The organism is Variovorax sp. RCC_210 (assembly GCF_041355175.1).
In the GTDB taxonomy this organism is placed as follows: Bacteria; Pseudomonadota; Gammaproteobacteria; order Burkholderiales; family Burkholderiaceae_C; genus Variovorax.
This window is the reverse complement of sequence record NZ_JBFUPJ010000001.1, coordinates 537,982-560,431: the sequence shown is the minus strand read 5'-3', so window position 1 is coordinate 560,431 and position 22,450 is coordinate 537,982. Positions and strand designations below refer to the sequence as shown.

19 protein-coding genes are annotated in these 22,450 nt (G+C 69.5%); 6 read left to right on the top strand and 13 right to left on the bottom strand.

The features are described 5' to 3' along the window. Positions 1-272 precede the first annotated feature (272 nt). The 4 genes from AB6807_RS02750 to AB6807_RS02735 all read left to right on the top strand — a co-directional run bounded on the left by AB6807_RS02750 (position 273) and on the right by AB6807_RS02735 (position 7,727). On the top strand, positions 273-3,704 hold the full coding sequence (locus AB6807_RS02750; protein ID WP_371084141.1) for an ATP-binding protein: 3,432 nt from the start codon (positions 273-275) through the stop codon (positions 3,702-3,704). Continuing rightward, entirely contained in the window at positions 3,682-4,641 is a 960-nt protein-coding gene (locus AB6807_RS02745; protein WP_371083413.1) for a response regulator, read from the top strand. The genes AB6807_RS02750 and AB6807_RS02745 overlap by 23 nt, the downstream gene beginning before the upstream one ends. A gap of 137 nt (positions 4,642-4,778) precedes the next feature. Continuing rightward, complete coding sequence (locus AB6807_RS02740) at positions 4,779-6,863, top strand: alpha/beta fold hydrolase (protein ID WP_371083412.1); 2,085 nt, start codon at positions 4,779-4,781, stop codon at positions 6,861-6,863. A 93-nt stretch (positions 6,864-6,956) separates the two neighbouring features. Next, a complete protein-coding gene (locus AB6807_RS02735; RefSeq protein WP_371083411.1) occupies positions 6,957-7,727 on the top strand; it encodes a TIGR04325 family methyltransferase in 771 nt (256 codons plus the stop codon). Positions 7,728-7,772: 45 nt separating this feature from the next. Here the strand turns inward: AB6807_RS02735 and AB6807_RS02730 are convergent, their stop codons facing one another. Then, positions 7,773-8,264, bottom strand: a complete 492-nt coding sequence (locus AB6807_RS02730) for a Spy/CpxP family protein refolding chaperone (protein WP_371083410.1) — start codon at positions 8,262-8,264, stop codon at positions 7,773-7,775. Positions 8,265-8,476: 212 nt separating this feature from the next. On the opposite strand from AB6807_RS02730, the gene AB6807_RS02725 reads away from it, so the two are divergent. Beyond that, the gene (locus AB6807_RS02725; protein ID WP_371083409.1) at positions 8,477-9,313 is read left to right on the top strand and encodes a substrate-binding domain-containing protein; all 837 of its coding nucleotides are present in this window, start codon (positions 8,477-8,479) and stop codon (positions 9,311-9,313) included. Between the two features lie 58 nt (positions 9,314-9,371). Here the strand turns inward: AB6807_RS02725 and AB6807_RS02720 are convergent, their stop codons facing one another. The 6 genes from AB6807_RS02720 to AB6807_RS02695 form a co-directional block, all read right to left on the bottom strand. Next, the gene (locus AB6807_RS02720; protein ID WP_371083408.1) at positions 9,372-10,292 is read right to left on the bottom strand and encodes an alpha/beta fold hydrolase; all 921 of its coding nucleotides are present in this window, start codon (positions 10,290-10,292) and stop codon (positions 9,372-9,374) included. A 151-nt stretch (positions 10,293-10,443) separates the two neighbouring features. Beyond that, positions 10,444-12,981, bottom strand: coding sequence for a response regulator (locus AB6807_RS02715; protein WP_116909086.1), 2,538 nt, complete (start codon positions 12,979-12,981; stop codon positions 10,444-10,446). 97 nt (positions 12,982-13,078) lie between these two features. Next, positions 13,079-13,537 carry a response regulator gene (locus tag AB6807_RS02710; protein WP_116908693.1) on the bottom strand — a complete coding sequence of 153 codons (459 nt, stop codon included), beginning with the start codon at positions 13,535-13,537 and terminating at the stop codon, positions 13,079-13,081. Next, positions 13,530-15,830, bottom strand: coding sequence for an ATP-binding protein (locus AB6807_RS02705; RefSeq protein WP_371083407.1), 2,301 nt, complete (start codon positions 15,828-15,830; stop codon positions 13,530-13,532). Before AB6807_RS02705 ends, AB6807_RS02710 begins: the two co-directional genes overlap by 8 nt. A 121-nt stretch (positions 15,831-15,951) precedes the next feature. Next, positions 15,952-16,626 (bottom strand): biliverdin-producing heme oxygenase, encoded by a 675-nt coding sequence (locus tag AB6807_RS02700; protein ID WP_371083406.1) that lies wholly within the window; start codon positions 16,624-16,626, stop codon positions 15,952-15,954. Further along, the gene (locus AB6807_RS02695) at positions 16,623-17,048 is read right to left on the bottom strand and encodes a response regulator (RefSeq protein ID WP_371083405.1); all 426 of its coding nucleotides are present in this window, start codon (positions 17,046-17,048) and stop codon (positions 16,623-16,625) included. Before AB6807_RS02695 ends, AB6807_RS02700 begins: the two co-directional genes overlap by 4 nt. A gap of 179 nt (positions 17,049-17,227) precedes the next feature. On the opposite strand from AB6807_RS02695, the gene AB6807_RS02690 reads away from it, so the two are divergent. Next, on the top strand, positions 17,228-17,980 hold the full coding sequence (locus AB6807_RS02690) for a transporter substrate-binding domain-containing protein (protein WP_371083404.1): 753 nt from the start codon (positions 17,228-17,230) through the stop codon (positions 17,978-17,980). 40 nt (positions 17,981-18,020) lie between these two features. Here the strand turns inward: AB6807_RS02690 and AB6807_RS02685 are convergent, their stop codons facing one another. The 6 genes from AB6807_RS02685 to AB6807_RS02660 form a co-directional block, all read right to left on the bottom strand. After that, entirely contained in the window at positions 18,021-18,695 is a 675-nt protein-coding gene (locus AB6807_RS02685; RefSeq protein WP_371083403.1) for a helix-turn-helix domain-containing protein, read from the bottom strand. Between the two features lie 102 nt (positions 18,696-18,797). Continuing rightward, the gene (locus AB6807_RS02680; RefSeq protein ID WP_371083402.1) at positions 18,798-19,202 is read right to left on the bottom strand and encodes a cupin domain-containing protein; all 405 of its coding nucleotides are present in this window, start codon (positions 19,200-19,202) and stop codon (positions 18,798-18,800) included. A 95-nt stretch (positions 19,203-19,297) separates the two neighbouring features. Beyond that, on the bottom strand, positions 19,298-19,921 hold the full coding sequence (locus AB6807_RS02675; RefSeq protein ID WP_371083401.1) for a DJ-1/PfpI family protein: 624 nt from the start codon (positions 19,919-19,921) through the stop codon (positions 19,298-19,300). Positions 19,922-19,984: 63 nt separating this feature from the next. After that, complete coding sequence (locus tag AB6807_RS02670; RefSeq protein ID WP_371083400.1) at positions 19,985-20,311, bottom strand: ferredoxin family protein; 327 nt, start codon at positions 20,309-20,311, stop codon at positions 19,985-19,987. 22 nt (positions 20,312-20,333) lie between these two features. Further along, positions 20,334-21,668, bottom strand: a complete 1,335-nt coding sequence (locus AB6807_RS02665; protein ID WP_371083399.1) for an MFS transporter — start codon at positions 21,666-21,668, stop codon at positions 20,334-20,336. 345 nt (positions 21,669-22,013) lie between these two features. Continuing rightward, positions 22,014-22,427 (bottom strand): hypothetical protein, encoded by a 414-nt coding sequence (locus tag AB6807_RS02660; protein WP_371083398.1) that lies wholly within the window; start codon positions 22,425-22,427, stop codon positions 22,014-22,016. Between the last annotated feature and the right edge of the window lie 23 nt (positions 22,428-22,450).

Here is a 22,450-nt window from a genome sequence, read left to right as displayed (position 1 = left end):
AGCAGGTTGAGGAACGGGGATGAATGAAAACGAGCGATAGAGAGGCCGAGGAGCCAAGGAGCCAAGGAGCCAAAGAGGCGGCGCACCATCGAAGTGCACCGGCCGGCGCCTCGAGCACCATGGCTGGCACTTTAGAAATCGGCCGCGTGTTCGCGAATACGTCATTCAACGTAGCGGCGTGCGCACGCCCTGCCCGCAGACTCGCGGGCCAGACCACGAGGTCGATGGCCATGGAATGGACGCAGGGAGCGCTTCTTGCTGTGTCCGCATCCATGCCACCGCCGCCGCGAGAACCCACCATGCAACCCGCTTCCGTCTCCGTGTCCGGACAGAAGATCTTTCGCATCCGCCGCGACTACAACGCCTGGGTCGCGAACGAGACGCTGGAGGACTACGCGCTGCGCTACACGCCGCGCAGCTTTCGCAAGTGGTCGGAGTTCCGCGTGGCCAACGCGGCCTTCGGCGCCACCTCGTTCCTGGCGCTGGAGGCCATCGGCGGGGCGATCGCGCTGAGCTACGGCTTCTCCAACGCGCTGTGGGCCATCCTGGTGGTGGGGCTCATCACCTTTCTGACCGGCCTGCCGATTTCGTACTACGCCGCGCGCCACGGCGTGGACATGGACCTGCTCACCCGCGGCGCGGGCTTCGGCTACCTGGGCTCCACGCTCACCTCGCTGATCTACGCGAGCTTCACCTTCATCTTCTTCGCGCTGGAGGCGGCCATTCTTTCGCTGGCGCTGCAGATGTACCTCGACTGGCCGCTGTGGCTGCTGTACCTGGTGTCGTCCATCGTGATCATTCCGCTCGTGGCGCGCGGCATCACGCTCATATCGGGCCTGCATCTGTGGACGCAGCCTATCTGGATCGTGCTGTTCGTCTGCCCCTTCATCGCGGTGCTGGTGAAAAAGCCCGAGCTGTACGCCGACTTCACCGGCCTCGTGGGCCGCACGTCGGACAGCAGCGGCTTCGACCCGCTCATGTTCGGCGCCGCCGCCACGGTGGCCTTCTCGCTGGTGGTGCAGATCGGGGAGCAGGTCGACTACCTGCGCTTCCTGCCCGAGAAAACCGCCGCCAACCGCGGCCGCTGGTGGGCCGCGGTGCTCATTGCCGGGCCGGGCTGGATCGTGCCGGGCATGCTGAAGATGATGGGCGGCGCCTTTCTCGCCTTTTTGGCGCTGCAGCACGAGATACCGGCCAACCACGCGGTCGAGCCCACGCAGATGTACCTCACGGGCTTCTCGTACGTGCTGCGCGACCCGGCCTGGGTGCTGGGCATCACGGTGCTGTTCGTGGTGGTCTCGCAGATGAAGATCAACCTGACCAACGCCTACGCGGGCTCGCTGGCGTGGTCGAACTTTTTCGCGCGGCTCACGCACAGCCATCCGGGGCGCGTGGTGTGGCTGGTGTTCAACGTGGCCATCGCCATACTGCTGATGGCGCTGGGCGTGTTCGCCGCGCTGGAGCACGTGCTGGGCGTGTACAGCAACATCGCCATCGCATGGGTGGGCGCGCTGGTGGCCGACCTGGTCATCAACAAGCCGCTGGGCTGGAGCCCGAAGACCATCGAGTTCAAGCGCGCGCACCTGTACGACATCAACCCCGTCGGGCTGGTTGCCATGCTGGTGGCCGCGGCGCTGGCCATGCTGGCGTACTCGGGCGCGCTGGGCCAGTGGGCCAAGGCCTTCTCGCCCTTCATCGCGCTGGCCACGGCCATGGCGGTGTCGCCGCTGCTGGCATGGCGCACGCGCGGGCGCTACTACCTGGCGCGCACCGACATCGACCGCTGGGCGCCGGGCCAGAGCGTGAAGTGCTCGGTGTGCGACAACAGCTTCGAGTCCGAGGACATGGCCCACTGCCCGGCCTACAGCGCGCCCATCTGCTCGCTGTGCTGCACGCTGGAGTCGCGCTGCCACGACCGCTGCAAGACCGACTCGCGCGCGGCCGAGCAGATGAGCGGCTGGCTGCAGGCCATGCTGCCGCCGGCGCTGTCGGCCAGGCTCAACTTCAGGGTGGCGCACTACCTGCTGGTGGCGGCCTCGCTCATCGCGCTGCTGGCCACGGTGGTGGGCGTGGTGTACGCGCAGGAGGCACTGGCCGGCACCAGCGACGCGGTGATGGCCACGGCCTTCCTGAAGGTGTTCGCGCTGCTGTCGGTGGTGGCCGCGGTGGCCGCCTGGTGGGTGGTGCTGGGCAGCGAAAGCCGCCAGATGGCGCAGGAAGAATCGAACCGCCACAACAACCTGCTCGCGCTCGAAATCGAGGCGCACCGCCGCACCGACGCGGCCCTGCAGACCGCCAAGGAAGCCGCCGAGGCCGCCAACCAGGCCAAGACGCGCTACGTGGCCGGCATGACGCACGAGCTGCGCACGCCGCTCAACAGCATCCTGGGCTACTCGCAGATTCTCTTGAAGGGCGACGCCGCCGCGCCGCCGCGCGAGGCGGTGCAGACCATTCACCGCAGCGGCGAGCACATGCTGGGGCTGATCGACGGGCTGCTCGACCTGGCGCGCATCGAGGCCGGCCGGCTGCAGCTGGAGCCCGCGCCGCTGGCGCTGCCGGCCTTTCTGGACCAGCTGGTGCACATGGTGCGCCCGCAGGCCGAGAACAAGGGCCTGGCCTTCGTCTACACCCATGCGGGCCGGCTGCCGCCGTGGGTGCATGCCGACGCCAAGTGGCTGCGGCAGGTGCTCATCAACCTGCTGACGAACGCGGTGCGCTTCACCGACAGCGGCAGCGTCACGCTGCATGTGGACGCGCGGCGCGAGGTGCTGCGCTTCGACGTGGTCGACACCGGCATCGGCGTGGCGCCGCAAGACCACCAGCGCATCTTCCTGCCCTTCGAGCGCGGGGCCGCGGGCCGCCGGCGCGGCGAGCCGGGCACGGGGCTGGGCCTGACCATCACCGGGCTGCTCACGTCGCTGATGGGCGGCGAGCTGAAGCTGGCCAGCACCTCGTCGCAGGGCAGCACTTTCAGCGTGCGCGTGTACCTGCGCGCGGTGGCCGACCCCGGCCCGCAGGCCAAGGGACCCAACTTCAGGCAGCCCGTGTCGGGCTACGTCGGCGCGCGGCGCACGCTGCTGGTGGTCGACGACCAGCCCGTGCAGCGCCAGATGCTGGCCGGCATGCTGGCACCGCTGGGCTTCGCGGTGCGCGAGGCCGCCAGCGGCACCGAGTGCCTGGACAGCCTGCGCGAAGAGCTGCCCTCGGCCATCCTGCTCGACCTGACCATGGACGACATGGACGGCTGGCAGACCGCCGCGTCGGTGCGGGCCTCGGGCTTCGCGGACATTCCCATCGTCATCGTCTCGGCCAACATGTTCGAGAACCAGCCCGAGCGCCTGCTGGCCGCGGGCTGCCAGGCCTTCGTGGGCAAGCCGGTGATCGAGTCGGAGCTGATCGCCACGCTGGAGCGGCACCTCGGGCTCGAATGGCTCTCGGCCGCCGACGCGCTGCCGCCCGCCACCGACGAGGCCGCACCGCGGCGCCCCGCGTCGCTCGCGCTGCCGGAAGACGACCGCGCCGAACTCATGCGCCTGGTGCAGATGGGCCATGTGCGCGGCCTGCACACCGCGCTCGACCGGCTGGCCGCCGCATCGCCCGGCGCGGCGGCCACCTGCACCTGGCTGCGCGGCATGGTCACGCGCTTCGAGCTCGACAACCTTCGCAACGCACTGGCTGAAGATGCAGACACCCTCGCCCCCTGAATCCCCTGGATCTCCTGTTTCCCCCGGTTCTCTCGATGCGGCCGCCCGCCCCGAGGCCGAACGGCCCGTGGTGCTGGTGGTCGACGACGCCCCCAGCAGCCTGGGCATGCTGTGCGACACGCTGGAGGCCAGCGGCTACACCGTGCTGGTGGCCGCCGACGGCGAGGCCGCGCTGCAGCGGCTGGAGCTGGTGGTGCCCGACGCGATATTGCTCGACGGCCTGATGCCCGGGCTCTCGGGCTTCGAGACCTGCAGGCGCATCAAGGCCAACCCGGCGCTGGCGCACATTCCGGTGCTGTTCATGACGGGGCTGTCCGAAACCGCGCACGTGGTCGAGGGCTTCGAATGCGGCGGCGTCGACTACGTGGTGAAGCCCATTCGCGCGCAGGAGGTGCTGGCGCGGCTGCACACCCATGCGCGCAACGCCCGCATCACGCGCATGGCACGCGACGCGGTCGACGTGGCCGGCATGGGCGTGGTGTTCGTCGACACGCGCGGGCGCATCGCCTGGCGCTCGCCGCAGGCCGCGCTGTGGCTGCATGCGCTCGAAGACCCGGTGGCGCCGGGGTTGCTGCCCGCGTCCATCGAACCGGCGCTGGCGGCGGGCGCGTCGATGGCCATCGGCACCGCCACGGGCATGCGGCTGTCGGTGCGCAACCTGGGCGCGGCGGCGCTGGGCGAGACGATGCTGCTGTTCGCGCTGCAGCGCGACGGCGGCGCCGGCACCACGTCGGCGCGGCTGGCCGATGCCGCGCTGACCCCGCGCGAGACCGAGGTGCTCTCCTGGCTCGCCAAGGGCAAGACCAACCGCGACATCGGCGAGATCCTGGGCACCAGCCCGCGCACGGTGAACAAGCACCTGGAGCACATCTTCGAGAAGCTGGGCGTGGAGACGCGCGCCGCGGCGGCGGCGCTGGCGAGCGGGCAGCTGGCGTGAGGTGCCCTGGGCACTTGGAGTGAAGTGCCGCGGGCAAGACGCCGTCCTTTCCCCCTTCCTGCTGCGTGGGCGTGTAAACAGAATGTGAGCTGCCCTCGCCGATAGACTGCCCCGGCCTTTTTTCCAGGGAGTCCTTCATGCACATTGCGCACAGACGCATCTTCTGCTCGGCCGCGTTGTGGGCCGCCGGCCTCGGCACATCCTTCGCGGCCGAGCCCACTGCAACACCCATCCCCCTCCACGCCTTCGCCGAGCTGCCCGCCATCGAGCAGCCCCAGCTCTCGCCCGACGGCCGCGGCGCGGTGATGGTGCAGACCATCGACGGCAAGGGCTACGTGGTGGTCAGCGGCTTCGGCGAGAAGCCTCGGATCGTGCTGAAGTCCGACGGCGACAAATACACCATCGGCATGGTGCGCTGGGCCGGCAGTCGGCGCGTGCTGGTGGGCGCGCGGTTCCAGGAAGACCGGCGCGGGGTTCGCACCTTCGAGTCGCGGCTGATCGCCGTCGACCGCGACGGCGGCAACCTGAAGGGCGACTTGACGCTGGGCATCCAGCAGGGCAACGCCTTCGAGCGGGCGCGGCGTGTTCCGCAGTTTCAGGACCGCATCGTCGGCGCGCTGCCCAACGAGCCGGAGACGGTTCTCATCGCCCTCGACGCGAGCGCACCCGGGCAGCCCGACGTGTACCGGCTTGACACGCGCACCGGCCGTTCGCGCCTGGTGCAGCGCAACCTGGGCGGCATCCGCCAGTGGATGGCCGATGCACAGGGCGAGGTGCGCCTGGGCTACGGCGTGACGCGCACAGTGCTGCGCGTGATGGTCAGGCCGCCCGCCGCGCCTGCCGAAAACAAAAGCGAAAACAAGGACGAAATCGGCTCGGGCTCCGGCAGCTGGCGCCCCCTCATGAGCTACGAAGGCACCGACCCCGCCGAAGCGCGGCGGCTGGCGCTGAAGCCGCTGGGCTTCGACGCCGACCCGCGCTTTCTCTACGCGCTGGCCCCGGTCGACGGCCGCGACGCGCTCGTGCGCATCGACCTGCAAGACCCGGCCTTTCCGCGCGAGACCCTGCTGGCCGATGCGCGTTTCGACGTGCGCGGCGAGTTGCTGCGCGAGCCGCGGACGCGGCGCGTCGTCGGCTTCGACTACCGCACCGACGTGTCGCGCGTCGTGTACTGGAACGACGCGGCCCGCCAGCGGCAGGACGCACTGGACCGCGCCTTGCCCCAGCGCGGCAACCGCATCGTGAGCGACGACGACGCCGGGCAGCAAAGCATCGTGCTGTCGGTCGCGGGCTCGCGGCCTCCGCAGTACTTCACGATGAACTGGACGAACCGGCAGCTTGTGCGCCTGGCCGACACGCACCCCAGCCTCGAGGGCCTGCCGCTGTCCACGCCGAAGCGCATCGCACTGACCAGCCGCGACGGGCTGGCGCTGGAGGGCTACCTGACACTACCGCCCGCACGCGAAGCAAATGCCAAAGATCAGGACAAGGCAGTGCCCTTGCCCACCGTGCTGCTGCCCCACGGTGGCCCCGCGTCTGCCGACACCGGCCGCTACGACTACTGGGCGCAATTCCTGGCAAGTCGCGGCTGGGCCGTGCTGCAGCTCAACTTCCGCGGCTCCATCGGCTACGGGCAAGACTTTCGCGAGGCCGGCCGCAAGCGCTGGGGCCTGGAGATGCAGGACGACCTGGCCGACGGCCTGCGCTGGCTGGTCAACCAAGGCATTGCCGACGCTCGGCGCGTGTGCATCGTGGGCGGAAGCTACGGCGGCTATGCCGCGCTGATGGGCGCGGTGAAAGACCCCGCGCTGTACCGCTGCGTCGTCAGCTTCGCTGGCCCCAGCGACCTGCGCGACCTGCTGAGCTTTTCGCAGCGCTTCATGGACTACGAACTCGGCGCCGAGGCGCAGATCGGCACCTGGTGGGGCGACCGCGACAAGCTGCGCCAGACTTCTCCCGCCCTGCGCGCGGGCGAGATCAAGGTGCCGGTGCTGCTCGTTCACGGCGCGCAGGACGCGGTGGTGCCGGTCGAGCAGTCGCGCGACATGGCCGAGGCTCTGAAGAAGGCCGGCCACTCCAACACCCGCTACGTGGAGTTGCCGCTGGGCGACCACACGCTCAGCCGGGAGGAAGACCGCGTGCGCGTGCTGACGGAACTGGAGACCTTCCTGAAGAAGAACCTCGACGAGAACACCGACGCGCAGGCAACGCGCGGTATGTAACCCCTACGGGGTAACCGCCACCACCGCACATGGTTTTACGTCTTGAATACTTTGGTTGCCATCAGAATGAACGGGCCACCGGAGACATACAACATGCTGTCCAGCCTTCTGCAGTTCCCGCCGCGTGAAAGCGCGTACCGGCGCAAGTTCCTGAGCAACACGGACGAGAACCTCTTCATGGGGTCCTTCGACAGCTTCGCGGCGGCCGAGGCCGGTGCGCCGCCCAGCAAGGCCGTGGGCTACGCCAACGCCGACGCGGGCGAGCTCTACAGCCCGCAGATCTATTTCTACGACTACCCGGGCCTGTTCTGGCTGGGCCGCTCCATCGACGCGGGCATGACGCGCATCTTCGACCTGGGCGGGCACGTGGGCATCAAGTACTACGCGTTCCGGCGCGTGCTGACCTACCCCGACACACTGCGCTGGACCGTGTGCGACGTGCCCGGCGTGGTCGAGGCCGGCCGCGCGATGGCGGTGAAGCGCGAGGCCACCGGGCAGCTCGACTTCACCACCGACTACCGCGACGCAACCGGCTGCGACGTGCTGTACGCCTCGGGCAGCCTGCAGTACCTGCCCACGCGCATGGACGCGATCCTGTCGTCGCTGCCGGTGAAGCCGCGTCGCATCGTCATGAACACCACGGCCGTGCACCCCGAGCGCACCATCTTCACGCTCAACAGCATCGGCGTGGCCGTGTGCCCCTACCGCATCCAGCACCATGACGAGCTGCTGGCCGACCTCGCGCGCTCGGGCTACAAGAAGCGCGACGTGTGGCGTAACGAGGGCAAGCCCATCGAGGTGCCCTTCGTGGACGGCGGCGACAAGCCCTACTACGCGGGCTGCTGCTTCGACCTGGCGTCTTGAGCCCTTGAAGGCCCTTGAGGCCCCATCCGCCTGCGCGGCGCGAACTCAGGGAATGACTGCCGGCAGGTTCTGGTCGGCGATGTGCCGCTGCTCGGGCGTCATGGTCTCGTAGAGCGCACTCAGCGCATCGCCCACCGCCTGCATGCGCCGCGTGCGGTCCTGCGCCTGCGCCACGCGCTGCTGCACGAACTGCACGGCCGTCTGGTCGTCCGCCGGGGGCGCGCTGGCCATGCCGCCGTGGCCGACCGTGTCCCACACCGCATCGGCGAAGCGGTCCCACGCCGCGGACTGCGCGGGCTCGATCATCAGTTGCAGCCGCAGGTCGTAGAGCTTGTCGCGCACCTTGCCGGCGGCGGTGGCGGGCGTGGAGAGGTTGTCGCCGCGCGGGCTGGCAGAAGTGTCGGGCCGCGCGCCGCGCCGTCCACCACCCATGCCGCCCATGCCACCGCCACCACCACCGAATTGCGCAAAGCTGTAGCCGCTCACGGCAAGCAGTGCCGCGGCGAGCGCGAAGCGTGGCAAGGGGTGTTTCATCATGCTGGGTCCTTCAGATGGAATGGCCGCAGGGGGCCGGCATGCATTTCAGGCGCGCAGCCTGAACAGCGCGTTGCGCGTGGGTAAACACGGCGTAAAGCAAACAGGCTTTACATGCACCGGCTGTGCCGGGTGGGTACTAACCCCGAGCTTCCTGAGGGCTGAATGACAGCCCCGGCTTCCAGAATGGCGCTTTCCGCTGGAGACATGCACCGATGAAGCACCCGATCACCCTGGCCACCTTGAGCACCCTGACGCGCCGCGCCGCGCTCCCCCTTCTCGCCGCCCTCGCCCTCGCTGGCTGCACGGGCGTCGGCAGCCCCGGCACGCCCCCGCCTGACAAGGCCGACATCCACGTCATGACCTCCGGCGGCTTCACCGCCGCCTACAACGACCTGCGCCCCGGGTTCGAGCGCAGCAGCGGGCGCAGCGTGAAGACGGCCTACGGCGCCTCCATGGGCAATGCCGACGATTCCATTCCCAGCCGGCTCGCGCGCAACGAGCCCGCCGACGTGGTGATCCTCGCGCGCCCCGCGCTCGACGCGCTGGTGGCACAGGGCAAGGTGCTGCCCGGCAGCCAGGTCGACCTGGTGCGTTCGGCCATCGGCTTCGCGGTGCGCAAGGGCGCGCCGCGGCCAGACATCAGCACCGTGGCCGCGCTGAAGCGCACGCTGCTCGCGGCGCCGTCCATCGCCTACTCGGCCAGCGCCAGCGGCACCTACTACGAGACCGAGCTGCTGAAGACGCTGGGCATCGAAGACCAGGTGAAACCGAAGAGCAAGCGCATCCTGAGCGAGCGCGTGGGCACCGTGGTGGCGCGCGGCGACGCGGCGCTGGGCCTGCAGCAGGTGAGCGAGCTGTTGCCTGTCGCGGGCATCGACTACATCGGCCCGCTGCCCGCCGAGGTGCAGCGCGTGACGGTGTTCTCCGCCGGCGTGGCCACCGCGTCGAAGCAGCCCGATGCCGCGCGGCAGCTGATTCGCTACCTCAACTCGCCCGCCGCGGCGCCCACCATCGCGAAGACCGGGCTGGAGCCGCTCACGGCGCGCTGAACCTGCTGTAGTGGATCAGGCACCGGCCAGATACCACCAAGACCCCGAACGCCGCCCCTCACAGCGTCCACCCGCCCTGCCGAAAGAACGCCACCAGCGCATCGCCCACCTTGGCCGGCTGGTCGCATTCGAGCAGGTGGCCCGCGTCGGTCACCAGCTCCACCTGCACATGCGGCGCCTGCGCCTGCACGCGCGACCAGGCATGCATGGGGTCGTACAGCGCCTCGTCGCCGCCGAGCATCAGCAGCGTGTGGCGCGGCAGCACGCGCAGGTCGGCGTCGCTCATGCGCCCGGGCGGCTGCGGATGGCCGCGCTGGCAGCGGGCGCGCACCAGCGCGTCGTCCAGCACCCAGGCCGGCGCGGGTGGTGCCGCCGGCGAGCTCAGCAGGCTGCGCAGCCCGCGCACCGTGCGCTCGCTCGGGAACATCGCCGCCATGCCCGCGCGCCACGCATGGCCCGCACGCTGCGACGCGAGGTTGGGCGGCGCCAGCAGCGCCAGCCGGGCGGCGCGGCGCGAGGTCTGGCGCAGGTAGGCCGCCGCGAGCCAGCCGCCGAACGAGGCGCCGCACAGCCCCACCTTCGGGCGGCCGATGCCGACGAGCACGTCGTCCAGCCAGTTGCAGTACGCGTCTTCCGACGAGGGCCGGCGCCCCTCGGTGCGACCCGCGTCGCCGATGACATCGACCGCGTACACCTGCAGCGCCTGCGACAGCCGCTCGACCAGGTGGATCCACGCCGTGGCGTTGCCGCCCCCGCCGTGCAGCAGCACCACGGGCGGCGCATAGGCCGGGCCCGAGGCCAGCACGTGGGCGCGGCCGTAGCGCGTTTCCACATAACTGCTGCGGTAAGGCACCGGCCAGCGCGCGAGCATGCGGGCGTAAGCGTCGAGCAGCGCCGACCGGGCTTCGGGCGAGCGGAAGTGCCCGACCTGCCGGGACGGCCCGGTGAAAAGACGTGGGCATGCGTCGAAGAGCTTCATCGGCTTGGCGCGGGTTCATGGGTGTTGAGGAACACCGCATGGTGAAGCGCCAGCATGAAGACCTGCTGAAAATCCGGCGGCTCGCAGCCGCCGTTTCTTCGGGATTCCTTCAGCTTCGGGTGCTAGATGCCGCGCTTCGCGCGGCCCCCGGCTACCGGCTCTCGATGAGCTGCTTCACCCGCCGCGCCAGCACGTCCATCTCGAAGGGCTTGGTCATCACGTGCATGCCGGGGTCGAGGTGGCCGTGGCTGAGCACCGCGTTCTCGGCATAGCCGGTGATGAACAGCACCTTCAGCCCCGGTCGCGCAGTGCGCGCCGCGTCGGCCACCTGGCGCCCGTTCATGCCGCCGGGCAGGCCCACGTCGCTCACCAGCAGGTCGATGCGCTGGCGCGGCGCCTGCAGGATGCGCAGCGCCTCGGCGCCGTCGCCGGCCTCCAGCGTGGCGTAGCCCAGCCCCTGCATCACCTCCACGATGATCATGCGCAGCGCCGGCTCGTCGTCGACCACCAGCACGGTGTCGCCCTGGTCGGCGCGCGGCGCCAGCGACGCCTCGGCGGGCGCGGAGGCCACCTCTTCCTGCCGGTCGTGGCGCGGCAGGTAGATGCTCACCGACGTGCCGGTGCCCACCTCGGAGTAGATGCGCACCTGCCCGCCCGACTGCTTGGCGAAGCCGTAGATCATCGACAGCCCCAGCCCCGTGCCCATGCCGATGGGCTTGGTGGTGAAGAAGGGGTCGAAGGCGCGCGCCACCACTTCGGGCGGCATGCCCACGCCGTTGTCGCTCACGGTGAGCGACACGTACTGCCCCATCGGCAGGTCGCGCCCGCGCGCGGTGCGCGCGTCGATCCAGCGGTTGGCGGTTTCCACCACCAGCTTGCCGCCCTCGGGCATGGCGTCGCGCGCGTTGATGCACAGGTTGAGCAGCGCGTTCTCCAGCTGCCCGGGGTCGGCGTGCACGTTCCACAGCCCGACCGCGGCCACGTTCTCCAGCTCGATGTGCGGGCCCAGCGTGCGGCGCAGCAGCTCTTCCATGTCGCTCACCAGCCGGTTGGCGTTGATGGGCTTGGGCTCCAGCGTCTGGCGGCGCGAGAAGGCCAGCAGCCGGTGCGTGAGCGCGGCCGCGCGCTTCACCGCGCCCTGCGCCACGCCGATGTAGCGCTCCATGTCGGCCGGCTTGCCCTCCAGCCCGCGCCGGTGCATCAGCTCCAGGCTGCCGCTGATGGCGGCCAGCAGGTTGTTGAAGTCGTGCGCCAGGCCGCCCGTGAGCTGGCCCACGGCTTCGAGCTTCTGGCTCTGGCGCAGCTGCTCGCGCGCGTCGTCCAGCTCGGCCTCGCGCTCCTTCTGCTCGGTGATGTCGCGCGCGGCCGTGTACATCAGGCCGTTGTCGGGCACCGCCGTCCACGAGAGCCAGCGGTAGCTGCCGTCCTTGGTGCGGTAGCGGTTCTCGAAGCCCGTGGTGCGCGCGCCCGCCAGCAGGCGCGCCAGCTCGGCCTCGGTGCCCGCCACGTCGTCGGCATGCACCAGGCCGCGAAACGGCATGGCGCGGATCTCTTCCGCGCTCCAGCCCAGCACGGCCTCCCAGGCCGGGTTCACGCTGACGAAGAAGCCGTCGAGGTTGGCCACGCCCAGCAGGTCCTGGCTCAGCGCCCAGGTGCGGTCGCGCTCGTAGGTGCGGGCCTCGACCTGCAGCTCCAGCGAATCGGCCAGCGCCCGCAGCTCGATCTGCGCCTCGCGCCGCGACACGGCCGAGCGCACGCGCTCGCCCACTTCGCGCATGAAGTCGATCTCGTCCTTCGACCAGGGGCGCTCCTGCCCGTGGTTGAGGTACAGCAGGCCGACCAGCCCGCCGCGCTCGGTGAGCGGCATGTTGACGGCCGCGCGCGCGGTGATGGCCACCAGCGCGTCGGCGTTGTCGCGCGTGCGCTCGTCCACATGGGCATCGGCGAAGACCACGGTCACGCCGCGCTTCAGGTCCTCGATGTAGCTGCCGTAGTCGCGAAAGCGAAGCATGCCCGCCAGGCTGGACACGCCGGGCGCGGTCCAGTCGCGCTCGATGGCGATGGTTTCGGCGTCGGTGTCCACCAGCCCGTAGCCGGCGCGGTCGACGTTCAGCCGGCGCCCCAGCATCTCGGAAGCGACGTAGGCAATTTCGCCGGGGTCGTCGATGTCGCGGATGCGGTCGGCCAGCTCCATCAGCGCCAGGCGGCGCGACTCGGCCTCCAGGATGGCGGCGTTGGCCGCCAGCAGCCGCTGCTCGGCGAGCGCCTTGGCGTTGCGCTCGGCCGTTTCCTTCAGCGCGCGCTCCACCACCACCGGCAGGCGCGCCAGGCGGCCCTTGCTCACGTAGTCGGTGGCGCCGCTTTTCAGCAGCTCCGCCGCGTTGTCTTCGCCGATGACGCCCGAGACGAAGATGAAGGGCGTCTGCGGCGCCATCTGCCGTGCCAGCTCCAGCGCGTGCGCGCCCGAGAAGCCCGGCAATTCGAAGTCGGACAGGATGAGCGCGTAGCCGCTGCCCAGCCCGTCTTTCGGCAATTCTTTCTGCCCGTCTTCCAGCGCCTGCACGAAGCCCGGCTCGTCGCGCACCACCCGCGTGCGGGCGGTGGGCAAGGCATGCGACAGCGCCTCGGTCAGCAGCTCGACGTCGAAGCGGGAGTCTTCCAGGATGAGCACGTTCGGCGCGGCGGCCACGGGCAAGCCCGGGTGAGCCGCCGCGGAAACATCTGCGAGCTGTGTCGCGGCGGGGGGCGCCAAGGCAAGAGGTGTCGCGGCTGAAACGCCGCCCTGGCTACTCATGCTTGCGCGCTGCCTTCAACGAGCCTGGCGGCGGCTCGTTCAGCACCGCCCAGAACACACCGAGCTCGGCAATGGCCGAGACGAAACGGTCGAAAGCCACCGGCTTCACCACGTAGGCGTTCACGCCCAGCTCGTAGCTCTGCAGCACGTCCGACTCTTCCTGCGACGACGTGAGCATCACCACCGGAATGCTGCGCAGCGACGCGTTGCGGCGCACTTCTTCCAGCACCTCCAGGCCCGTGACCTTGGGCAGCTTCAGGTCGAGCAGGATCACGGCCGGGTTGCCCTCGTCGCGGTCGGCGTGCTCGCCCTGGCGCAGCAGGTACTCGAGCGCCTGCGCGCCGTCGCGCAGCACCACCACGTCGTTGGCGAGCTGGCTGCGTTCCAGCGCGATCAGGGTGAGTTCGAGGTCGCGCTTGTCGTCTTCGACGAGCAGGATCGGCTTAAGCATGTCCTTCTCCGTTCGCGGCCGGCGATTGCGCCGATGCCGTCTTTTCAATGGTTTCCTGGGGAACGAGTGGCAGCACGAAGCCGAAGCTCGCACCGACGTTCACCTCCCCCTGGGCCTGGACCGTGCCGCCATGGCGCTCCACGATCCGCTTCACACTGGCCAGGCCGATGCCCGTGCCTTCGAAATCTTCGGCCTGGTGCAGGCGCTGGAACACGCCGAACAGCTTGTCGACGTACTTCATCTGGAAGCCCACGCCGTTGTCCTGCACCTCCAGCCCCTCGCCCAGCTCGTTGCGCACCGCGCGCACCGCGATGCGTGCCGGGCTGCGCGTGCGCGAGTACTTGACCGCGTTCGCCAGCAGGTTGCGCACCGCCACCTGCAGCAGCAGCGGGTCGGCGTAAAGCGTGGGCAGGTCGGGCTCCACCTGCCATTCGATGTTGCGCTGCGGCTCCAGCCGCCGCAGTTCGCGCACCAGCCCTTCGACCAGCGAGGCCGTGTCGACCGGGCGCTGCTTGAGCGCGGAGCGGCCCATGCGCGAAAAGTCGAGCAGCGCATCGACCATCTGCCCCGCGAACGCGGCCGCGTCCTTCACGTGCGCCAGGTAGCGGTGGGCCCGCTCGCTGAGCTGCTTGCCTTCGGTCTGCGCCACCAGGTCCACGTAGCCCGCGATGTGGCGCATGGGCGCGCGCAGGTCGTGCGACACCGTGTACGAAAACGCCTCCAGCTCCTTGTTGACGCGGCCCAGCTCGGTGGCCACCGCGGCCAGTTCCTCGGCCCGGCGCAGCACCACGCCGATCAGCGCCTGGCGCAGCTCGCCGGCGGCGCCGGTCTCGGCCGGCGTCCACGCGCGCGAATGCCCGCGGATGTTCTCGACCCAGCTCTGGAAGCTCAGGCGCGGGTGAATGCGCCCGCCCTCGCCGCCCATGGGCTTGTGCGGGTCGCCCGCCCAGCGCACCGTGCGCACGATTTCCGGGCGGAACCAGAGGATGAGGTGGCGGTGCACCTGCGAAATGGAAATGGCCAGCACGCCCGCCGCGCGGTCGTGAAAGGCCTGGGCCGGCGCAAAGTGCGTGGCCAGCGCGTCGCTTTCGTACACGTCCACGCCCAGCCCCGCGATCCAGCCGGCCAGCTCCTGCACCTGCGCGCGCTCGGGCACGTCGCCCACCGACCAGACCTCGTCGTCGAGCACCACGGCGGCGCCGGTGGCGCGCATCACGCGCAGCATCAGGGAGGCCTCGGAGACCAGGTGCTGCAAGGTGGCGTCGCTCTCGGCCAGGTGCGACACGATCTGCAGCGTGAGCTGGCGCAGCGCCAGCCGCTCGGCCACCTCGCCGTTGGTTTCCTTCGACTGGATCTGCAACGACAGCAGCTGGCCCAGGTGCTCGCAGGCCAGCCGCGTGCCGGTGTCGAGAAAGCGCGGCGCATGGTCGTGGCACGACACCAGCCCCCAGAGCCGGCCGTCGACCACGATCGACACCGACATGGACGCCAGCGTGCCCATGTTGCGCATGTACTCGAGGTGAATGGGCGACACGCTGCGCAGCTGCGCCTGCGACAGGTCGATGTCGGCCGCGGTGAGCGACGCGTCGTTCGCGCGCAGCCGCACCGGCCGGTAGTTGGCGTCGGCAATCAGGCGGAAGTGGTTCACCAGGTACAGCGCGCGCGCCTGCTGCGGAATGTCGGCCGCCGGAAAGTGGTGGCCGACGTAGCTGTCGTAGCCCGGCTCGGCCTCCTCGGCCAGCACCTCGCCGTGGCCCTCGGGGTCGAAGCGGTAGACCAGGCAGCGGCCGAAGCCGGTGAGCCGCTTCATCTCGCGCGCGGCCAGGGCGGCGAGCTCGGGCACGGTGTCCGCGCCCTGCAGTTGCGGCAGGAAGATGCGGCCCAGCGAATAGATCGGTGCCTCGTTGCCGCCCGTGGGCGAGGCCGGCTCGAACTCGACGATCAGGTGCCGATCGCTGCGGTGCACGGCGGCATCGAAAACCTCGCCGATTTCACCGCGCGCGCCCAGCCTGACGGCGCCCAGCGACACCGGGGAACCGCCCGCGTGGCTCGCCTGCACGGCAGGCAGGCTGGCCAGCGACAGGCCGTGCAGAGCGTCTTGCGCGGAAGCGAGCTGGGCGTCGGGCCAGTTCTCGCTCCACGCGACCAACGCGAGCGACTCCGGCTGCAGCACCAGCAGGCGGCCGTGCGGCTGGATCGAGCCGGGCACGCGAATGGGCTCCACGTCGCAGGAGGAAAGCTCCACCCGCAAGGGCTCGATGGCGCGGGATTCAGCGATGAACGTAGTGGGCATGGACACGGTGATCAAAGGGTGCGATCAATGGCGCGGTGAAGCACGCTCGGGTTCTTCTGAAAGCAGGTCGAAACGATCATGCCAGCGGCCTCGCGAGCGCTTCGTCGGCGCTTTCCTACAGTCATGCAGGCTGGCGCCCCGCCAGGCCGAAGCGCGGCAGCAGCGCCTCGAAACCGGCCACCGCACCGCGCTGCGCCGCGGCCACCGCGGCGGGGTCGCGCAACACCGCGGCCAGCTGGGCCACGAACTCTTTCCATTGCGCGGCCAGGCCTTCGGGCGCATCGACCGGCTGGAAGTAGCGCATCGGGTGCGGCGCCAGCCGCGGGCCCAGGCGCTTGAACATCGACGCGCCCCCCAGCTGCGAGCCTTCGAGCACGTAGGCCAGGCCCCAGGCGAAGGCGGCGTCGCGGGCCTTGCCGGCCCAGGGGTCGGCGCCGGTGTCGGAGCCCTGGCGGGTGCCAGGCGTTGCGGCCGGTGGCGCGGCGCCCGCGTCTTCCAGGTCGAGCGCGAGCGCCGCCAGGCGGCGTTCGGTGCGATGGGCCACGCGGCCCAGGCCCGCATCGCCCGAGGCGGCCAGCGCGTGGCGCACCGATTCGAGCCAGGGGCGCAGCGCGCGCAGGTGGGCGGCGTAGTCGGCCAGGGAAGCGTCTTCGCGGGCGATGGGCAACTGGCTGTCGAGTGCTTCGTGCAGCGCGTGGGTGGCGGTGCGCAGGGGGCGCAGCACCTCGGCGACGGAAGGAGCCGAAGGAGCCGAAGGGGCGGAGGGCACGGAGGGGCTGGCAGGCGTGGTGCTCATGGTTCCACCGCCTCCAGGGGTTCGCCGCCGCGCGACCTGCCTTCGCGCCCCTCGGCTTCCAGGCCGGCGCACAGCGCGAAGAAGCCGTCGAGGTCGGCGGCCTTGTCGAACACCGCGTCCGCGCCCAGCTCGCGCGCCCAGTCGGCAATCTCGCCGGTGGCGTAGTTGGTCAGCACCACCACGCGCTGGCCGGGGCGGCACTTGCCGCAGCGCTTGACGATGCCCAGGCCCGAGCCTTCCTGCAGGAACAGGTCGACCACCAGCAGGTCCCAGGCGCCGGGGTTGGCGTCGAGCCAGGCGACCGCTTCCGCCTCGGTGGTGGCGGTGCCGATCAGGTGAACGTCGACCTCGTCCTCCATGGCGGCGATCAGGTGGTGGCGGATATGAGGGTTGTCTTCGACGAGAAAAGTGGAAAGCGGCACGGCAGAAGGCGGGTTCTTTTTGCGGATGCAGCGAGCCTACGCGAACCCGGCGCACGGCCGGTGAGCGCGCTTCCCTACATGCGGTAGGAAATGAGGAAGGAAATACGCAGCTCATCGGGGCCCCCGTAAACTGGCGCGCCCTCCCCTTTGTCACCTTGCCAGCGCCCTGCGCCAACGCCATGACACAGCCTTCATCGACTCCGGTTTCCCCCGCCCTCGTCTCAGCCTTCGCCCCCGGCGGCACCCTGCGCGCCTCCATCAACCTGGGCAACCCCATCCTGGCCAACAAGGACGCCGCCACCGGCGAACCCGTGGGCGTGTCGATCGACCTGGCGCGCGAATTCGCGCGGCGCCTGGGCGTGGGCGTGGAACTGGTGGTGTTCGAGAAAGCCGCCGCCTCGGTCGACGCGGTGAAGAACGAGCAGGCCGACATCGGCTTCTTCGCCATCGACCCGGCACGCAGCGAGGGGCTGCGCTTCACTGCGCCGTACGTGCTCATCGAGGGCAGCTACCTGGTGCCCGAGGCGTCCGCGCTCACGGACAACGCACAGGTCGACGCGCAGGGCCACCGCATCTCGGTCGGCGCCGGCAGCGCCTACGACCTGTACCTGACACGCGAGATCAAGTACGCCGACATCGTGCGGCTGCAAGGCGCCGGCCCGGCGCTCGCGGCCCTGCGTTCGGGCGAGGTCGAGGTGGCCGCCGGCATCCGCCAGATGCTCGAAGGCGAAGCGCGCCGCGCGCCCGGCGTGCGCGTGCTGGCGGGGCGTTTCATGGTCATCCAGCAGGCCATGGGCACGCCGGCCAGCCGGGGCGCCGAGGCGCAGGCGCTGCTTGCCGCGTTCGTCGAGGAGATGAAGGCCAGCGGCTTCGTGGCGGATGCGCTGAAGCGCCACCGCATCGAGGGCGCGGGCGTGGCGCCGGCGGCCTGAGCCTGTAGCGCGGGCCCTGCGTCGTCAGGCTTTCAAGCCGTCAGGCCAGGTGCCCGTCGTACCCGGCCGGCGAATAGATCACCACCAGCGCCGTCGCCGGCCCCGACAGCGCATGCCCGCGGTGCGGAATCCGCGAATCGAAATGCAGCGTGTCGCCGGGTTCTAGGATGAACTTGTCCACCCCCACCTGCCACTCCACGCGCCCGGTCAGCACGTGCATCATTTCTTCGCCCTCGTGCTCGAAGAACACGAACTTGTCGACCTTGTCCGGAAAGGTGAACAGAAACGGCTGCAGCGCGCGGCCGGTGGTGGCGTCGGTGAGCGACAGGTAGTCGTAGCCGAAGGCGCTGCCGCCCATGACGGTCGGGCGCTTGTCCGCACGCTTGACGAGGCTCGCGCCGCGCCACGACTGCTGGGCTTTCTGGGCCTGGCTGGCCGACGCGTTGTCCGACAGCAAACTCGCGGCCTCGATGCCCAGCACGCTCGCGATTCGCGCCAGCGAGCCGATGGGCGGCACCTTCTTGCCGTTCTCGATGCGCGACAGGTAGGCCTTGCCGAAACCGGCCTGCTCGGCCAGCGCCGCAAGCGTCAGGCCCGCCTCGAGCCGGCGCTGCTTGAGCCGCACGCCCAGCTCCACATGGGCCGGTATCTCGGCGGGGGCAGCGGGTTGCGCTGCGCGTCTTGTCTTTCTTGCGGGTTTCTTTGTGGCGACCATGTGCCGTCATTTTACGGACCATGTTTCCCCCGCCCGCGCTCTTCAGGCCGCGAGTTGCCTGCGCTTGCACCACGGCGCCGACAAGTCGCAGTGCCGCGCCGCTCAGCGCTTGCCTGCCTCGAAGCCCGCGGCGTTGAAGAAGATGTTGGGCTTGCGGTAGATCGCCAGGATGGTGCAGCCCTCGTCCGAGCGCGTCTCGTGCAGCGAGCCCGGCTGGCGCCACACGAACTGGCCGGCGCGGCAGATGCCGTCGTGGTCGGAGAACGAGCCTTCGAGCACCCAGCTCTGCTCGATCTCGGGGTGCTTGTGAAACGGCAGCACCGCGCCGGGCTCCCACTTCAGCAGCACCGTCATCTCGCCGATGTCGTCGTTGCGATAGAGCACCTTCATCTGGATCTTGGGAAACTGCGAGGGTTGCCACTCCAGCTTGTCAGGGTCGATGTAGACGGAGCCGCCGACGGTGGCTTGCAGCTTGCCGGAGAGGCGTTCCTTGAAAACGGTGGACATGTGTGAGCTCCTGGTTTCTGTTGGGATTGAAGACGGGACTAAGGGTCGGGTTGAAAAGATTCTAGACATTAGTTGTCCATTGGACAACCTACACACTACTCATGGACGGCAGCCATGGAAGCGAAGCGCCGGCTGTTGGCGGCGCGCGCCGCGCCGTACTCCATGATTCGCGCCACCTCGTCCACGGCCTGCTTGCCGAAGCGCTTCTCCAGCAGGTACAGCAAGGCATCGATGCACAGGGTCACGCCGCCACCCGTCACCACGCGGCCGTTGTCGACGACCAGCGCGGCCTCGCTGCGAATGGCCGGGTAACGCTGGCGCATTTCGTCGAGCGGCGACGGCTCGGGCGGCACCACCTCGAACTTGGTGGTGGCGCGCAGCCCGTCGAGCACGCCGGCTTCCGCGAGGATCATCGCGCCCGTGCACACGGAACACACCAGCGCATCGGCCGCCACGCGCCGCACGAACGCCAGCACGCGCGCATCGTTCGCGGCCGCGCGCCAGCCCGGGCCACCAGGCACCAGCAGCACGTCGACCTTCGAGACTTCGTCGAAGCTCTTGCTCGGCAGCACCTCGAGGCCGTTGGCGAGCGACACCGGCGCCCTGTCGAAAGACACCGTCTCGTAAGACAGCCCGGGAATCACGCGCCGGGCCATCGACATCACGCCGATGGCGGCCAGGTCCACGGGCTCTATGCCCTCGTAAAGCAGAAAAGTCATGTGCACGTCGGTGTTCCTTCCTTGTCGATGCAGGTGGGGGTTCGCAGGCTCGGGCCTGCAGGTTCAGGCCTGGAGAATCAGGCGGTCGCGCTTGGCCTTGTCGAAGGCGTGCGCGTCCGCATCGGGCAACGGCTGCGTGTCGGTGGCAAGCGGCCACTCGGTCGCAAGCCGCGCATTGAGTTCGCGCCACGCGCGCTGGTCTTGCGGCAGGTCGGCCGCGGCGACGATGGCGTTCACCGGGCACACCATTTCGCAGAGGCCGCAGTTGGCGCAGGCGCGCGGATCGATGACCACGAAGTTCGGCCCTTCATGGAAAGCGTTCTGCGGGCACACCGACACGCACTCGCCGTAGCGGCAAGCGATGCACGATTCGGTGACGACGAAGGTCATGCGAGCTCCCGTGGTGCGTGGGTCAGAGTTCGCTCACGGACCGGTCGCGGGTCTCGTGCGCGAAGAAGGCTGCCACCAGCGTGACGAGCGCCACGCCGATCAGCATGACCGACACGCCCGCCGTGCCGCCCAGCTTGCTCACCAGCACGGTCGCGAGGATGGGCGCCAGCCCGCCCCCGATGGCCGCGGACACCTGGAAACCGAACGACGCGCCGGTGTAGCGCACCCGCGCACCGAAGAGCTCGGGAAAGTAGGTGGCCTCGGGACCGAACATGAGGCCGTGGCCGAAGCTCAGCGCCACGGCGGTCGCGGCGATGATGACCCACGGATCGCGCGTGTCCATCAGCCAGAACAGCGGGAACGCGAAGGCGATGGTGAAGAGCGTGCCCGCGAAGTAGAAGGGGCGCCGCCCGATGACGTCCGAGAGCCAGCCGAACAGCGGAATGGTCACCACCTCGATGGCCGCGGCCACCATGATCGCGTTGAGCATCATGCCCTTGGGCAACCCGAGGTTCTTGGTGGCGTAGACCACCATGAACACCGTGAGCATGTAGACCCACGACACCTCGCAGATCTTGAGCCCCACCGCGACAAGGAAGTTCTTCGGGTCGCGGTACACGGCTTCGGCGAACGGGTTCTTCGCAATCTCTTTCTTGGCCTTCATCTCCAGGAACACCGGCGACTCCGACACCCGCGTGCGAATGAAGGTGCCCACCGCCACCAGCACGATGCTCAGCAGGAAGGGCACGCGCCAGCCCCACGAAAGAAAGTCTTCCTCGGGCAGCCTGGAGACCAGCGAATACACGCCCGCCGACAGGATGAGCCCGATGGGGAAGCCCACCTGCACCAGGCTGCCGCACAGCCCACGCCGGTGCCTGGGCGCGTGCTCCAGCACCATCAGCGCGGCGCCGCCCCACTCGCCTCCGAGCCCGATGCCCTGGATGATGCGCAGCGCGACCAGCAGCACCGGCGCCCAGATGCCGATCTGCTGGTACGTGGGCAGCAGGCCGATGGCGAAGGTGCCGAAGCCCATGATGACCAGCGTGAGCAGCAGCATCGACTTGCGGCCCAGCCGGTCGCCGAAGTAGCCGAAGACCGCGCCGCCGAAGGGCCGCGCGAAGAAGCCCACGGCCGCGCTGCCCAATGCGGCGAGCGTGCCCATCAATGGGTCGTCCACGGGGAAGAAGAGCTTGTTGAACACCAGCGCGGCCGCGGTGCCGTAGATCAGGAAGTCGTACCACTCGATGATGGTGCCGACCGAGCTTGCGAACACGACACGGCCGACCTCGGAGCTGTCGGCCGCGGGTGCGGCCGGCGGCGCCATCTGCGCGAGCGCGGGACTGACGGGGTGATTCATGGTTTCTCTCCAGTAAGGGAGCACAGCGGGGTGTTGCCGGGATGGTAGTTTTGTTTCCTATTGGGAAACTTATCGCTTACCCTGATGACGCCGGGTGCACCACCCTGCTGCAGCCGGCGGCTCCCAAAGCGCACCAAACACCGGGTGTTGCCCAGTTGTGGTGAATAAGTTTCCCAATGGACTACTCCATTGCAAGCCGCATGCCAGCAACCGGACACGCTGGCGCCGACGTCGCCGCGACGCCGACCCTTGTAAGAAGAGATGTGGAAAGAGGTGGAAAAAGAAACGCGCCCCGCGGCTTGCAGCCGCGGGGCGCGCACAGAACCCGTCAGCGCTTGCCGCGCGTCAGAGCTTGAAGGCTTCCACCGGCCCCTGCGAATAGACCAGGAAATAGCCCGTTTCGGTCTTGAAGCTGTTCTTCCGCCAGCCCGGCGCCACCTTGAAGATGGCCAGCTGCTCGCTGGACACGCCGACGAAGGCGGTCTCGGCGCTGTCGGTGGTGATCCTGCGCCAGCGCTCGCGCGTGACCGGCAGCAGTTGCATCTTGGGCTCGCTCCACTCGGGCGTGCGCACTTTGTCGCGCATCACGTAGCGATCGCCCTGCCGCTCGATCTTCACGAGCTCCTTGAGCGCGCCGCCCTGCTTCACGGCGTACACGCCGACCAGTTGCGCCTCCGGTTCGCCGGGCGCGCCGCAACCGGCCATGGATGCGGCGGCGACCGCAACCGCCACTGCCAGCCATCTGAATGAAGTGTTCATGGATGAATCCTCTGGTTCGTCGA

Coding starts and splice junctions, on each gene's coding strand:
- AB6807_RS02710 (WP_116908693.1), bottom strand. CDS start 13,537: ATGCTTAAGCCGATCCTGCTCGTCGAAGACGACAAGCGCGACCTCGAA.
- AB6807_RS02690 (WP_371083404.1), top strand. CDS start 17,228: ATGACACAGCCTTCATCGACTCCGGTTTCCCCCGCCCTCGTCTCAGCC.
- AB6807_RS02735 (WP_371083411.1), top strand. CDS start 6,957: ATGCTGTCCAGCCTTCTGCAGTTCCCGCCGCGTGAAAGCGCGTACCGG.
- AB6807_RS02740 (WP_371083412.1), top strand. CDS start 4,779: ATGCACATTGCGCACAGACGCATCTTCTGCTCGGCCGCGTTGTGGGCC.
- AB6807_RS02720 (WP_371083408.1), bottom strand. CDS start 10,292: ATGAAGCTCTTCGACGCATGCCCACGTCTTTTCACCGGGCCGTCCCGG.
- AB6807_RS02675 (WP_371083401.1), bottom strand. CDS start 19,921: ATGACTTTTCTGCTTTACGAGGGCATAGAGCCCGTGGACCTGGCCGCC.
- AB6807_RS02685 (WP_371083403.1), bottom strand. CDS start 18,695: ATGGTCGCCACAAAGAAACCCGCAAGAAAGACAAGACGCGCAGCGCAA.
- AB6807_RS02680 (WP_371083402.1), bottom strand. CDS start 19,202: ATGTCCACCGTTTTCAAGGAACGCCTCTCCGGCAAGCTGCAAGCCACC.
- AB6807_RS02745 (WP_371083413.1), top strand. CDS start 3,682: ATGCAGACACCCTCGCCCCCTGAATCCCCTGGATCTCCTGTTTCCCCC.
- AB6807_RS02705 (WP_371083407.1), bottom strand. CDS start 15,830: ATGCCCACTACGTTCATCGCTGAATCCCGCGCCATCGAGCCCTTGCGG.
- AB6807_RS02730 (WP_371083410.1), bottom strand. CDS start 8,264: ATGATGAAACACCCCTTGCCACGCTTCGCGCTCGCCGCGGCACTGCTT.
- AB6807_RS02660 (WP_371083398.1), bottom strand. CDS start 22,427: ATGAACACTTCATTCAGATGGCTGGCAGTGGCGGTTGCGGTCGCCGCC.
- AB6807_RS02725 (WP_371083409.1), top strand. CDS start 8,477: ATGAAGCACCCGATCACCCTGGCCACCTTGAGCACCCTGACGCGCCGC.
- AB6807_RS02665 (WP_371083399.1), bottom strand. CDS start 21,668: ATGAATCACCCCGTCAGTCCCGCGCTCGCGCAGATGGCGCCGCCGGCC.
- AB6807_RS02700 (WP_371083406.1), bottom strand. CDS start 16,626: ATGAGCACCACGCCTGCCAGCCCCTCCGTGCCCTCCGCCCCTTCGGCT.
- AB6807_RS02750 (WP_371084141.1), top strand. CDS start 273: ATGCCACCGCCGCCGCGAGAACCCACCATGCAACCCGCTTCCGTCTCC.
- AB6807_RS02670 (WP_371083400.1), bottom strand. CDS start 20,311: ATGACCTTCGTCGTCACCGAATCGTGCATCGCTTGCCGCTACGGCGAG.